At 46.6% G+C, this 14,458-nt stretch carries 8 protein-coding genes; 1 reads left to right on the top strand and 7 read right to left on the bottom strand.

Annotation, left to right across the window (positions count from 1 at the left end):
* Nucleotides 1–417 precede the first annotated feature (417 nt).
* Nucleotides 418–2,394 (top strand): XrtA/PEP-CTERM system histidine kinase PrsK, encoded by a 1,977-nt coding sequence (prsK, locus tag dnm_RS21485; protein ID WP_207678946.1) that lies wholly within the window; start codon nt 418–420, stop codon nt 2,392–2,394.
* A 60-nt stretch (nt 2,395–2,454) separates the two neighbouring features.
* Here the strand turns inward: prsK and dnm_RS21480 are convergent, their stop codons facing one another.
* From dnm_RS21480 to dnm_RS21450, 7 genes are all read right to left on the bottom strand, one after another.
* A complete protein-coding gene (locus dnm_RS21480) occupies nt 2,455–2,778 on the bottom strand; it encodes a hypothetical protein (RefSeq protein ID WP_207678945.1) in 324 nt (107 codons plus the stop codon).
* 23 nt (nt 2,779–2,801) lie between these two features.
* Nucleotides 2,802–3,071 (bottom strand): hypothetical protein, encoded by a 270-nt coding sequence (locus dnm_RS21475; RefSeq protein WP_207678944.1) that lies wholly within the window; start codon nt 3,069–3,071, stop codon nt 2,802–2,804.
* 23 nt (nt 3,072–3,094) lie between these two features.
* Nucleotides 3,095–3,355 carry a hypothetical protein gene (locus dnm_RS21470; protein ID WP_207678943.1) on the bottom strand — a complete coding sequence of 87 codons (261 nt, stop codon included), beginning with the start codon at nt 3,353–3,355 and terminating at the stop codon, nt 3,095–3,097.
* Nucleotides 3,345–3,917 (bottom strand): REP-associated tyrosine transposase, encoded by a 573-nt coding sequence (locus dnm_RS21465; protein WP_207678942.1) that lies wholly within the window; start codon nt 3,915–3,917, stop codon nt 3,345–3,347. The genes dnm_RS21470 and dnm_RS21465 overlap by 11 nt, the downstream gene beginning before the upstream one ends.
* Before the next feature lie 140 nt (nt 3,918–4,057).
* Nucleotides 4,058–6,907 carry an excinuclease ABC subunit UvrA gene (uvrA, locus tag dnm_RS21460; RefSeq protein WP_207678941.1) on the bottom strand — a complete coding sequence of 950 codons (2,850 nt, stop codon included), beginning with the start codon at nt 6,905–6,907 and terminating at the stop codon, nt 4,058–4,060.
* A gap of 44 nt (nt 6,908–6,951) precedes the next feature.
* Nucleotides 6,952–11,118, bottom strand: a complete 4,167-nt coding sequence (locus tag dnm_RS21455; protein ID WP_207678940.1) for a hybrid sensor histidine kinase/response regulator — start codon at nt 11,116–11,118, stop codon at nt 6,952–6,954.
* Between the two features lie 30 nt (nt 11,119–11,148).
* Nucleotides 11,149–14,331: a methyl-accepting chemotaxis protein gene (locus tag dnm_RS21450; protein WP_207678939.1), complete on the bottom strand. Its 3,183-nt coding sequence runs from the start codon at nt 14,329–14,331 to the stop codon at nt 11,149–11,151.
* Nucleotides 14,332–14,458 lie beyond the last annotated feature (127 nt).

The raw sequence follows: 14,458 nt of genomic DNA, 5'->3' as shown, positions 1-14,458 counted from the left end.
AATTTATCTAATTATGTCATATGTCATTAAAAATGTAAACTACAGAATTCAGGATCATCAGATCTGAAAGTTTCAGGACTGTGCACGGGCAAAGAGGACGAAGTGCATTGTCCGGGGAAAAAGCCAATTTCTCCGTGGCCGTCTCTCCTCATAGCCCGAAAATATTTTGAAATATATATAATTTCAGATGATTATATCCAACCGAACCGATCGAAACGTTTTGATCTGCTGAAGATGAGCGCCGACAGATGGAAAATCGCTCTGATCTGCTCCGCTCGAATTTTTTTTAACATCTGAGGAGGATTTTTGTTTTATCTTTTTTATACGCTGGAATTGTTACTCCTGCTGTCCGGTCTTTTGACCTTTCGTCAGTATAGCGGTGACCGAAGGTTTTCTCTTTCACTGATAAGGATATTTATGAGAATTCCCCTGCTGGCCGGAGAATACCTTTATCTTGTTTATCACACAACCCCCCGGATGATATCGCTTGTTTTTTTTTCTGAGAGCATTTTTGCGCTCATCTGGTTTGCCAAGGCTTTCTGGCTGCTGAGAACAGGCGATGCGGAAACTTCGAAATACAAGCATTTTTTTGTGTTTGAAATTTCCACGGGACTTTTGGTGCTGGGGATTGGCGGATACTGTTTTTTTAGGGTTCCGGTCTCTTATCCTGCGGGAAATTACATTGTTTTTACCCATAACAATATATTCTTTCTGAGCAATATTCTTCTTCTCTCCTCTGCAATTTTCTCAGCCTTCCGTCTGGAGCGTTTCTGGCGCAGCCTTTCTCCGACCCAGCGATGGGAATATAAATTTTTGATTATCGGCAGTTATCTTATCGGCTGCACAGTGTGCTGGGCTGTTTCCTATCGTTTCATTTATCATCGGATGAGTTTTGATCATTATCTCCTGCTTTCAGTAATTTTTATATTTGCCTGGGGGCTGATGATTTATGCGGTGGTCCGTCACCGGCTTCTCAACCGGAAATTGTTTGTTTCCCGAAAGGTGGTCTATGCGTCTCTTGCCCCTTTGTTATTCGGGCTGTATCTGATTGTTGTCAGCCTTATTTCAATGGTCATGCACTACCTGAGCCTGCCGTTACCCATTGTCTTGCTATGGCTGTTATGGATTGCCGGATTGGTTTTTATTGCGCTGATGATTGTTTCCGGCAAAGTACGTCACGATGTGAAATATTTCATCAGCACACATTTTTATATCAATAAATACGAATATCGGGACGAGTGGCTGGCATTTTCCCGACTGCTTCGGGGAGCGATGACTGAAACACAGGTTGTCAATGCCTTGCATGAGGTGATGTCCAAAAGCCTTTATACCAATACCATGTTTATATGGATAGGAGACGAAAAACAGGGATATCGTCTTGTTTTTCATAAGGGCGTGCCTATTGAAAGGGAAAAGGATTATCATCTTTCCGCAGATCATTCCCTGATCACACTTCTCAACACAACTGACCGATACTATGTTAAAAGAACGAAATATAATATCTGTCAGTTCCCGGTGAACAAATTTTTTCCACAACTCAGCCTCGTGCTGTTTGTACCGCTGACCATTGGTGAACATACGGTCGGCATTGTGGGGGTGGGTCCTGAGTTTACCGGGGGACTCTATGGCCAGGATGATTTTGATTTGCTGACTGCCCTGTGTACACAGGCTGCCTCAGCCCTGATGGTGGTGCGTATGGCCGAGAAACTGGCAATGCTCAGACAGAAGGAAGCCTGGAATATCATGTCAGCCTTTATCCTCCATGATGTAAAAAACGCCGCGAGTATGCTGTCTCTTATACGGGAAAATGCAACAGCCCATCTCCATGATCCTGAGTTTCAGCAGGATATGCTGGATGCTATTGATGATTCTCTGAAAAGAATGAACAAAGTTCAATACCGCCTGTCCGCAGTAAAAAGAGAAATTGAGCCGTTCTGGCAGGAAATTGAACTTTGCGGCTGGTTACAGAATTTTTACCGGAAATTGGAGAAAAGGCTTCAGGGGCTGACGGTAAATTTCTGCTCTGAAGCAGCCATCCCGGTAAAAACCGATACAGAATTACTGAGCCGCCTGATGGAAAATCTCCTCCTTAATGCCCTGGAAGCCGGTGGCACAGGCACGGTGGTGGAGGTAAAAATCAGCTATGACGCGAACCAGCAGGTAAATATCGAACTGACAGACAACGGACCGGGAATATCAGCGGCGCTGCTGCCCGATGTCCTGTTTGAGCCATTTAAGACAACCAAGGCCGGTGGCAGTGGTATCGGACTCTGGCAGGTAAAACGCCTGACAGCCATTCTCGGCGGAGATATCATAGCTGAAAATTCTGATAATGGCGGTGCCCGGTTTGTGATCACGCTGCCCGTTGAAAAAGAATTGATAATTGATAATTGATAATTCGGTTTCATTTGTCCGGAAGTTCTGGCGTTCGAAAACAGAGAGAAGCGGTTTTTCTTACTGGGATTCCGGAGTGCGAAAATAGAGCGAAGCGGTTTTTCGCATGCGTGCGGAGAGAAGCGGTTTTTTTGTCCGGGGTTCCGGCGTGCGAAAATAGAGGGAAGCGGTTTTTCGCAAGGCGCATGCAAAAAACCGTTCCGCTTCGCTCCACTCTATTTTTGCACTCCTTTTTTTTTCAGCCGGGTTCCGGCGTGCGAAAACAGGGAGAAGCGGTTTTTTTATCCGGGGTTCCGGAGTGCGAAAATAGAGCGAAGCGGTTTTTCGCAGGGCGAAGCGGTTTTTCGCAGGGCGCATGCAAAAAACCGTTCCGCTTCGCTCCACTCTATTTTTGCACTCCTTTTTTTTCAGCCGGGCTTCGGCGTGCGGAGAGAATCGCTTTTTTTGACCGAGCTCCGGAGTGCGAAAATAGAGCGAAGCGCTTTTTCGCAGGGCAGGGCGCATGCAAAAAACCGTTCCGCTTCGCTCCACTCTATTTTTGCGCTCCTTTTTTTCAGCCGGGCTTCGGCGTGCGGAGCGAATCGCTTTTTTTGTCCGGATTCCGGAGTGCGAAAATAGAGCGAAGCGCTTTTTCGCAGGGCAGGGCGTATGCAAAAAACCGTTCCGCTTCGCTCCACTCTATTTTTGCACTCCTTTTTTTTCAGCCGGGTTCCGGCGTGCGAAAACAGGGAGAAGCGGTTTTTTTATCCGGGGTTCCGGAGTGCGAAAATAGAGCGAAGCGGTTTTTCGCAGGGCGCATGCAAAAAACCGTTCCGCTTCGCTCCACTCTATTTTTGCACTCCTTTTTTTTCAGCCGGGTTCCGGCGTGCGAAAACAGGGAGAAGCGGGTTTTTTGCCCGGGTTCCGGAGTGCGAAAATAGAGCGAAGCGGTTTTTCGCAGTATCCTTTTTTCAGAAATCATCTTTCTTTTCAGGCAAAACCAGTTTACTGTAGTCAGGATACTTTTTAAATTGCCATATGAGTTCGTCTCTGCCTTTCTCCTCATACAAAGTGTGGAAGCTTGAAAAGGGATAATTTCTCAGGTTTCTGACATAACCGTGTTTCACCGGATTGTTAAGCAGGTAGTTGACACGAGTCATATATTCCTTCTCGTTTCTTGGGCAGTAATCCCAGTAGTTCCACCAGACAGGCTTCCCGCAACGGGTCAGTTTATGAATTCGGATAGCCGAAGTTCGATGAATATTTCGGATAAGTGGGACCAAATCATCGCCCCGCCGGCTTTTTCCCATGACATGATAATGGTTGTTCAGAACAACCCAGTGATGAAGTTCCCAGTTATATTTTGCAAAGTATTTCCGTATAAGCTCGGAGAGCTTTTTTTTTATATCCGAGTTCTCAAGCAGGGGACGCTTTTTGTAAATCGCTCCGGTGATAAAATAAGGCGAGTTGTCAGCGAATAAATGTATCGGTGTGTGTTCTGAAGATTTCATCATTTTTCTGAGTTCCTTTTTAATCTGTTCCATCTTTTCCGAGATGTCCGGAGTGGAGGGGTGAGTGAGTGCGTATGCAAAAAATCGTTCCGCTTCGCTTCACTCTATTTTTGCACTCCTTTTTTAATGCCACGCACGCCTGTTCCGTATAACAGTTATGACTGATAAAAAGTTCAGGCGATTCCGGTAGGTTCCATCTGCTGATTTTCAATTATCAGTTTCTTCAGAAATTGTCCTGTATAAGATTCCTCAATGGCCGCTATTTCCTCAGGGGTTCCGCATCCTATAACTGTTCCGCCCTCATCTCCGCCTTCGGGTCCGAGATCAATGATATGGTCCGCGGACTTGATCACATCCATATTATGCTCAATCACGATCACGGTATTTCCCACATCCACAAGCCTGTTAAGCACGTTCAGCAGTTTCTGAATATCATCAATGTGGAGACCTGTGGTGGGTTCGTCAAGGATGTAAACGGTCTTGCCTGTGGCTTTTTTACTCAGTTCCTTTGACAGCTTGATCCGCTGGGCTTCGCCGCCGGACAGGGTCGTGGCTGGCTGACCAAAATGAATATATCCCAGCCCCACATCAACAAGGGTTTGCAGTTTTGACCGGATATTTCCGATGTTCTCAAAAAATGCCAAAGCCTGATTCACGGTCATATCCAGAACATCCGCGATATTTTTTCCCTTATACCGAATTTCAAGGGTCTCACGGTTGTATCGTTTGCCATGGCACACATCGCAAGGCACATAAACATCCGGAAGAAAGTGCATCTCTATTTTGATAATTCCGTCGCCCCGGCAGGCTTCGCATCTTCCGCCTTTGACATTGAAACTGAATCGCCCGAGCTTGTAGCCTCGCACACGGGATTCAGGGGTTTTGGAGAAAAGCTCCCGGACAGGTGTAAACACACCGGTATAGGTTCCGGGATTGGATCGGGGGGTTCTTCCGATGGGAGACTGGTCAATGTTTACGACTTTGTCCACATATTCGAGTCCCAGAATTTCTTTGTGACGGCCGGGCGGTGTTCGGGAGCGATAAAGCTGGCGCGCAAGCGCACGGTACAGGGTTTCCAGAACAAGGGTTGATTTTCCTGATCCGGACACACCGGTTACGCAGATAAAACAGCCCAGGGGAAATTCCGCATCCATATTTCTGAGATTGTTTTCCGAGGCCCCTCTGAGGATAAGTTTTTTGCCATTTCCGGGACGGCGCTGAGAGGGGATTTCAATACGCTTTCGACCGGAAAAATACTGGCCTGTCAGGGATTTTTTATCTTTAAGCAGGCGATCCGGTGTTCCTGCAAAGACCACTTCTCCGCCGTGAACCCCTGCCCCCGGCCCCATATCCACAACATAATCCGCAGAGCGGATGGTTTCTTCGTCATGCTCCACAACCAATACTGTGTTGCCAAGATCACGCATTTGTGAAAGCGTTGAAAGGAGACGCTGATTATCCCGCTGGTGCAGGCCGATGCTCGGCTCATCCAGAACATACAGCACACCGGTCAGTTTTGATCCGATCTGAGTGGCGAGACGTATCCGCTGACTTTCTCCTCCGGAAAGCGTGTAAGCAGACCGGTCAAGGGTGAGATAGGCAAGCCCCACGTTTTCAAGAAAGCTTAAACGCTCAGTCACCTCCTTTAGAATCTTTTTCACAATAACCGCTTTTTTCCCTTCCAGTTTTAAATGCTTAAAAAATTTGTGAGCATCCGCCACCGAAAATGCGGTGAGCTGGGATATAGTTTTGCCCTCCACTTTCACAGACCGGGATGCCCTGTTCAATTTTGCTCCCTGGCATTCCGGGCAGGGGCGAAAATTCATATATCGCTGAACGTCCTCTCTGGACCAGGTTGATTCTGTTTCCCTGTACCGCTGCTCCAGGTTCGGAATGATTCCTTCAAAGGGTTTTCTGTAGGTAAACCGGCGATTGTTCCGTTCAAAATGAAACGTGATCTGCTCCTCTCCTGAACCGTAAAGCAGAACATTTTTAAAATGATCTGGCAGGTCTTTATAAGGCGTATAAATACTTGTACGGTAATGGTCCGTCAGTGCCTCTGTAAATTCACTAAAATATACGGAACTCCTGTTGGCCCAGGGCGCAATTGCGCCTTGTCTCAGGGAAAGCTCATGGTCCGGGATAATCAGATCCGGATCAAATTCGGTGGCTGTCCCCAGACCGTCGCATTTGGGACATGCGCCCTGGGGAGAATTGAATGAAAAGCTTGCCGGAGTAAATTCCGGGTAGCTGACACCGCATTGAATACACGCGGATTTCTCACTGAAAAGAATCGGTTCCTTGCCGATAACATCCACAATAACAATGCCCTCAGACTGGGACAGGGCCAGTTCCAAAGAATCCGCAAGCCGATTTTTTATATTTTCCTTCATCACCAGACGATCCACAACCACATCAATGGTATGCTTCTTATTTTTATCTAAGTTTCCGACTTCCTCGATCTCCATGATCTCCCCGTCCACACGAACCCGGGAGAATCCTTCCTTTTTCAGATGCTTGAAAAGTTTTTCATGCGTTCCTTTCTGTGCGCTGACAAGGGGAGATAAGATCAGCATCCTGGTTTTCTCAGGCAGGGACATCACCTGATCTATAATCTGATCCAACGTCTGGGACGAAATAGGCTGCCCGCACTGATGACAATGAGGCGTTCCCACCCTGGCAAAAAGAAGACGGAGATAATCATAAATCTCCGTGACCGTTCCCACAGTTGAACGGGGGTTATGGCTGGCAGTTTTCTGTTCAATGGCAATAGCCGGAGACAGCCCCTCGATCATGTCCACATCAGGTTTGTCCATACGCTCCAGAAACTGGCGGGCATAAGTGGAAAGAGATTCCACATATCTGCGCTGTCCCTCAGCGTAAAGGGTATCAAAAGCAAGTGAGGACTTACCAGACCCGGACAGACCCGTGATAACCACAAGTTTGTTACGGGGCAGTTCAACATCAATATTCTTCAGATTATGCTGCCTGGCTCCCCGTATGATGATTTTTTCAGATTTCATTATCAATTATCAATTATCAATTATCAATTATCAATTGCCAATTATCAATTAACATTCTTTGCTTCCTGGATCAGCGTGAGTATCTGCTCAAATGCGAAATTATCCGCAAGCCTTGTCAGCCCGTCTGCCAACGCTGCATTATGAGCGGAGATATCCGCAATGACCTCATTCACCATTTCCGTGTCCCCGCTTTCCGAAGCTTTTTCCAGAACTGCCAGCAGATCAGAAGATAATTCCGCAAGCGTCTCAGCCATGATCTCCTTGTCCTGAACCGGAGGGACTTCCTGTTTTATGCTTTCCTCATATACATAGCGCACGCCAATATGTTTCTTCATCATGTCAAAGATTTCATTCTCCCGGAATGGTTTACGCATGAAATCGTCGCATCCGGCTGACAAAATAGCTGCCCGTTCTTCTTCAAAAGCACTGGCAGTCAGGGCAATGACGGCCGTGTCCCGGCCTTTGGCAGAGGCTTTGATCTGTTTTGTAGCTTCATAACCGTCCATCACAGGCATCCGCATATCCATCCAAATCAGATGGGGATTCCATTTATGCCAGCGTTCAATCGCTTCCTGACCATTTACGGCTTCTCGGAGTTCAAACCCTAATGGCTTCAGCATTTTCAGCAGCAACTGGCGATTATTCCATTCATCATCTGCAATCAGAACGCGATACCGGAAATGATCCGGTTCAAGGCCAGTCACATGATTTATAGTTTCAGATGTCTGGTCCCCGAGCGTGACTGCCATTTCACACTCAATGTCAAACGCAAACCTGGTTCCCTGTCCGACTTCGCTGCTGACAATGATATCTCCGCCCATAAGCTGTACGAATTTCCGGCTGATGGACAGGCCCAGACCTGTTCCTTCCTGTGCGTATTTTCCAGTTTCGGTTTGCACGAAGGCTTCAAAAAGAGAGTCCAGTTCATCCGGGGCGATGCCGGGGCCGCTGTCCCGCACTTCAAACCAGATTCTCACCTGCCCTTCAGCCATTGTATCTGATGACGGACTGCCCTCGGCCGACACTCGCAAGGACACGCTGCCTGCTTTTGTAAACTTGAGGGCATTGCTGAGGAGATTAATCAGAACTTGGCGTAATTTGACCTCATCGGTGCGGATATAACGGATCACATCTGGCTTACGCTCAAAGAAAAATTGCAACCTTTTTTTATCTGCCTTTAAGCGGAACATATCTTCCACATAATCAAGCAGACGGTATAAATCAAAATCTGTTTTGCTGAGACACGCATGGCCAGCGTCAATTTTAGAGAAATCAAGCACCTGATTGATGAGGGTCAGCAGATGTTCTCCGCTGCGGCGGATGATATCAAGATTTTCCCGGTGTTCCCGGGGAAACGTCCGGTTATGGAACATAAGCTGAGTAAAACCGAGAATGGCTGTCAGCGGTGAACGAAGTTCGTGGCTCATATTGGCGAGAAAAATGCTTTTGGTCTGATTGGCCGCCTCGGCTTTTTCTTTGGCGATGTTCAGTTGCTCATTGGTTCTGAGCAGCTCGTCTGTCTTTTCTGTCAACGCTTTGGTTCTTTCTTCCACTTGCATTTCAAGCAGACGGTTTCTGATTCTGATGACATGCAGACGCCAGCGGAATCCTCCAAAAAGAACACTAATTGAGAATACGATTATGAAATTTCTAAACCACGGAGTTTCCCACCACGGCAGAGCCACAGTGACATTGAGCGCAATTTCCTTATCACTCCATATACCGTCATTGTTTGAAGCCATGATTCGCAGGGTATATGTTCCGCCCGGCAGATTAGAATATCTTCCGAAACGTCTTGTCCCGGAATAATACCATTTTTTATCATATCCCGTGAGCATGTATTTATACTGGTTTTTTTCAGGGATGGTATAATTCAGGGCTGCAACTTCAAATTCAAAAAAATTGTGCTGCCAATCCAGGGTAATCGCCTCAAGCCTTGCCGGAATTTTGTTATGATCCCAGTTCACCGTTTCTCCGCCCTGGGTCAGAGAGGTCAGAACCACTGGTGTTTTATACATATTGCACAGGATATTTCCGGGACAAAACCTGTTCATCCCATTTGTTCCGCCGAACCACAGTTCATCATCCTTTGTTCTGAGCGCACTTCCGTGAAGAAAGGCATTTCCCTGCAACCCGTCACTTCTCACATAGCATCTTTCCACCTTTTCGGTATCCGGATGAAATCGGACAATTCCTTTATTTGTGCCCAGCCAGAGATGACCATGAGCATCCTCAAGAATACTGTTCACTTCCGTAGGCATTCCGTGATGTTTTGTGTAATGAATAAATGTCTCTGTGTGCTTGTCGAATTTATTCAGGCCCCCTCCTTTTGTGCCGACCCACAGGATTCCCGATGTATCCTGATAAATCCCTCCGACAGCTTCGGCCGAGAGGGTTCCCGGGGTGCTGGGAGCAGAGAGATAATGGGTAAATCTTTCCGTGCGTTTGTCGAATTTGTTCAGGCCTCCGCCAAAATATCCCCCGAGCCAGAGAATCTCTTCATGAGCATCATGGATAAGTTCCTGGACATAGTTGTTCACCGGGCCTTTGTGAGGGTGCTTGGCATCAGGCGGATAAAAAGTGAAGGTCTCAGATGACTTCTCGAATTTCCCAAGCCCCGTCATATGGCTTCCCAGCCAAAGAATGTCAGGGTTTCGGGGATCTTCAAGGATTTTTGTCAGACTCTCCGCTTGGGTTTCATACCGTGCAATGACCTTTCCTGTGACCCTGTCAAATTTTGTCAGCGGTCCCACGTACAAAGAAATCCAGAAATCCCCGGATGAATCTTCATAAATGCCGAGGATATGATCCGCATCCAAAGACTGAGGATCGTCAGGATTATGGGTGTAACGAGTAAAGGTTTCTGTGTTTCGGTCAAATTTGTTCAATCCTCCCTGGGTTCCGATCCAAATGGTGCCGGAACGATCTTCATAAATTGTCGTGACCGCGCTGTTGCTCAGGCTGTCGGAGATATTCGGACGGCGCTGATACAGCGTAAAATTCTGGTCATTTTTATCAATTTTATCCACTTTTCCCGAATACGTTGTTATCCAGAATATCCCGGAACGGTCTTCACAGACATTTACGACAAGATCATTTCCCAGACTTCGGGGGTCTCCAGGATCATATCTGTAATTCATAAATGTTCCGGTCTGTTTGTCAAACAGGGTCAGTCCGTTATTCATAACATATCCGCCAAGCCAGAGCCTGCCGTATCCGTCATCATAAATCAGCGCGACTTCACCGTATGTGTTCGCCGGGGGATAATTCGTAAATTTCCCGGTACGCTTGTCAAATCTGTCAAGTCCGTCTTCCGGGGTTCCGATCCACAAAATGCCAGGATCATCCTTATCCTGAATCAGCGCGTCAACATTGTTCCCTTTGGCGCTCAGACTACGGGGATCATCCGGATGATGCGTATAGTGGGTAAATGTTTCACTCTTTTTTTCGAATTTGTCAAGGCCGCCTCCGTATGTCCCAATCCAAAGAATATTGGAATCCTCCGCATCTTCGATGATTCTCCAAACATCACCAAAGATAATGCTGTTCGTATGATCCGGATCATATTCATATCGTGTAAAGATTCCGGTTTTCTTGTTAAATTTGTTCAGCCCGCCCCCCGCGGTTCCCAGCCAGAGAATGCGGGGATCATCGCTGTCCTGAACAATATCCTGAACCGTATTATTTCCCAGGCTGTTGGGAGCATTGGGATCATGTTTGTAATAGGTGAAGGTTTCGGTTCCCTTATCAAAACGATTCAGCCCCCCGGAAGTTCCTATCCAAAAGATATCATGATCCCGGGAATCTTCGACAATTCTCCAAACATTGCCGTTTGAAAGTGATTTCGGGGCGGCCTCATAATTTCTGAGTTCATATCCGTCATATCTGAATATGCCGCCGCCATCAGAACCAATCCACAGAAAACCGTCATTGTCCTGGAGGAATGTCTGCCCCCCGGGTACTCCCAGATCAAAAACATGATCAAATCTGATTTTTTCCCGGGCATGAATATTTGTCGTTGAAAAGAGGAGGACAAGGAATGTGGTGGCTGCGATTGTGATATTCTTTAATATGGTCAGCAGATCAAAAAGTGCGAAAAGTCGGTATAAATGATTCTCACCCTGGGAAGCGCGAGGAGGAAGGATTGCGGAATTTTTCGATCCGCTGACGATTATATTCGGCCATGAGATAAATTGAATTTTACTTATCATATAAGTCCTCGGATAATACCGGCATATATTTTAGTACCGCTCGAAATCGTTGTCATCAAACTCGTTTGTTTTTAACGTGATCCCTTCAGTTTTTTCTCTTAAAGAAGATACATATAACCTATTCTGAAGTCTGTCAGCATCCTTGTTTTTAGGAGATGTCTTTTCGGTGACTTCATCTGCCGCTTCCTGTCGCATCTTTTGGGACAGAGCTTTCAACTCTGTTTCAGAAACCTTGAAAAATGATGCCATGCGAAGAAGTTCCTCGGCCTGAGATGAAAAGGTCTGACTGGTGGATGCCATTTCCTCGGTTGAGGCCGCGTTTTGCTGGACAACCTGATCCAACTGCTGAATGGCCCGGGTGACCTGTGATATACCGTTTGCCTGCTCACTTCCGGAAACACTGATGTCCTGAATCAGTTCGGCTGTCTTCTGTATTCCGATAACAATGTCCTCCAAAAGACTGCCTGCTTTTTCGGCAATTCTGACACTGGAAACAGAAAGGAAACCGATTTTTTTGGCAGCGGTCTGGCTGCGTTCCGCGAGCTTGCGGACTTCTGCCGCGACCACTGCAAATCCCTTGCCGTGTTCACCGGCACGGGCAGCCTCGATGGCCGCGTTCAGTGCCAGCATGTTGGTCTGCCGGGCGATTTCTTCGACAATGCTGATCTTATCTGAAATGGCCTTCATGGCCTCGACAGTCTCTTTTACGGCCTCTCCTCCCACCTGGGCATCTTCCGACGCTTTCGTGGCGATTGAGGCAGTCCGGCTGGCATTGTCAGCGTTTTGTTCCACAGTGCTGCTCATCTGTTCCATGGAACTTGAAACCTCCTCCACGCTTGCTGCCTGCTGATTTGCCCCCTGGGACATATGTTCGGTTCCGGTACTCACCTGTACGCTGCCTGAAGCCACACTTTCGGCGGCCTTCTGAACGCCAAGGGCAAAGCGGGTGAGATTCCCGATCATTGTATTCAGGTTATCCCTGATTTCATTGAAATCACCCGCGTATTCATCCGTGATTTTCTCAGGAATATCTCCTTTGGAAATACGATCCACATATCCTGCCGAGATTTTTAAAGGTCCGATCACCGCATCCAGGGTTTTGTTGACCCCGCTGACGATTCTCGCATACTCGCCGCCAAATTTATTCGCATCTCCCCGTATATCAAGTCTGCCTTCCAGACAGGCTTCCGTGAGTGTGCTGATCTCACCTGTAATATTTTTGATATTGCGGACCATGATCTCAAGGGATTTTCCGAGAACATCCTTTTCCGAAAGAATATTGACCCTCACGGACAAATCTCCGTCGGCAACTTTTTCCGCCACCTGAACCATTTTTGTAAGATTCGATACCAGTACATTGATGTTGTTTTTTATTTTATTAAAATCCCCCTTGTATTCATCTGTAATTTCTGTGGGAATATCGCCCGCTGAGATGCAGTCCATATAATCTGCGGCCACATTTAACGGGCCGATGATCGCGTCCAGCGTGTCATTAATGCCTCTGAGAATTTCAGCATATTCGCCGCCGAATTTGTCAACGTCTCCTCTGATATCGAGCCTGCCATTCAGCGCAGCGTCGGTCAGTCTGCTGATATCATCAACAATATCTTTGATATTTTTTATCATCATGTCAAGGGATTTGCCAAGTGTATCCTTGTCTGAAAGAATATTCACCCGGACAGACAAATCACCGTTCGCTATTTTTTCTGCAACACGGACGGTTCCGCTGAGGTTTTCTATGAGCATGTTGATGTTGTTCTTAATGTCATTGAAATCGCCCTTGTATTCATCAGTAATTTTTTCAGGAAGATCACCTTTGGATATCCGGTCAATATATCCTGCTGTCATGTTAATCGGACTCGTAAACGCATCAATGACTTTGTTTGCTCCGAGTATGACTTCCCGCCAGTCCCCCTCAAACATATCCGCGTTGCCGCGGCTGTTCAGTCTGCCTTCCTGGACAGCCAGATTCAGATCAGCCACCTCTTTTAAAACGCGGGCTATCGTGTTTTTCATATTACGAAAAGCGTCAGCGAGTTTTCCGATTTCGTCATGCTGTCGGATATCTATTTCCTGTTCAAAGTCACCGGCCGCAATGGCGTTGGCTGTTTTGACAATATCTGCAACAGGACGGGTAATGCCGAGCGTGACAAACCAAAGCACAGCCATCGCAATAATAATGCAGAAAAAGCTGATTCCCATCACTTTCCATATATCACCAATGGCCTGATCCAACTGATTATCAGCCGAGGCAGTGATTTTTTCTACAGGCACAATGACCTTGACAGACCAGGGGGTTGTTGTCCGTCCCATCATCAGGGGTGTGAATACTTCAAGATGGGTTTCTGTCATTTCAATGGATTCCCTGCCGCTTTGAATATTTTGCAAAATTTTTTTAACATCTTTGTCATCAGTATCCCTGATATGTTTGCCTGCCAGTTCGGGCCTGCCAGTGACAGCAGCTAAAATCCCTTTGTTGCTGATTAGGGAAATTGTGGCACTGCCATCATAGAGATTTCCCACATCCTCGACTATTTTTTGCAGGATATCAAGGCGCAGATCAACGCCGGCAATCCCGTAGAATGTTTCATTAAAAATGACCGGAGCAACCAGAGAGGTGATCAGAACAGACTTTCCCTGTACAGGATAAACATAAGGATCAATAACACACTCCTGTTTTGTTCTTTTAGGTAACTGATAATAGTCCCCCGGCCCCTCTTTTTCATACTGAACCAGAGGTACAACAACAATGTTGCCATCATTACTTCGGCTCCAGTATGGAACAAATCGCCCTGTTTTATCATGTCCTTCCTTATACCTGTACTGCTGATCCAGTCCGTCAAAAGCCTCTGGCTCCCAGCAGGTATAAACTCCGACAAACCATTTATTTTGTTCAAGAACAATTTTCAGGATGTTGTTCACTTCTTTTCGATTCAGTTCCATTTCTGCCTGCTCATTCTTAATGCTTGACATGGCCTGAGCGAGTGTACGCGCCGCGTCAAGCGCCAGTTCCAGTTCCGCTTTGATGTAGTTGCCATGCTGTTTGGCTATGGCGACGGCATACATTTGTGCAGACCTGATTGCCTCTTCACGCCCGATTTCTGCCCGCTGTTTCATAGCCATCGCAGCATAAATGACGATAATTGTCAAAGTGAACGCCGCACAAATCCCGGCTGAAAAAAGAATTTTCATGTGAAGGCTTTTTAGTTTCATGACATGGCTCCTTTTTAGAATTATCAATTATCAATTATCAATTATCAATTATCAATTATCAATTATCAATTATCAATTATCAATTATCAATTATCAATTCAAGAGTTAAATTCGGAGCTTAAAAATG

It is taken from the genome of Desulfonema magnum (assembly GCF_017377395.1).
Classification (GTDB): Bacteria; Desulfobacterota; Desulfobacteria; order Desulfobacterales; family 4be13; genus Desulfonema_C; species Desulfonema_C magnum.
This window is presented reverse-complemented; position numbering and strand designations above follow the sequence as displayed.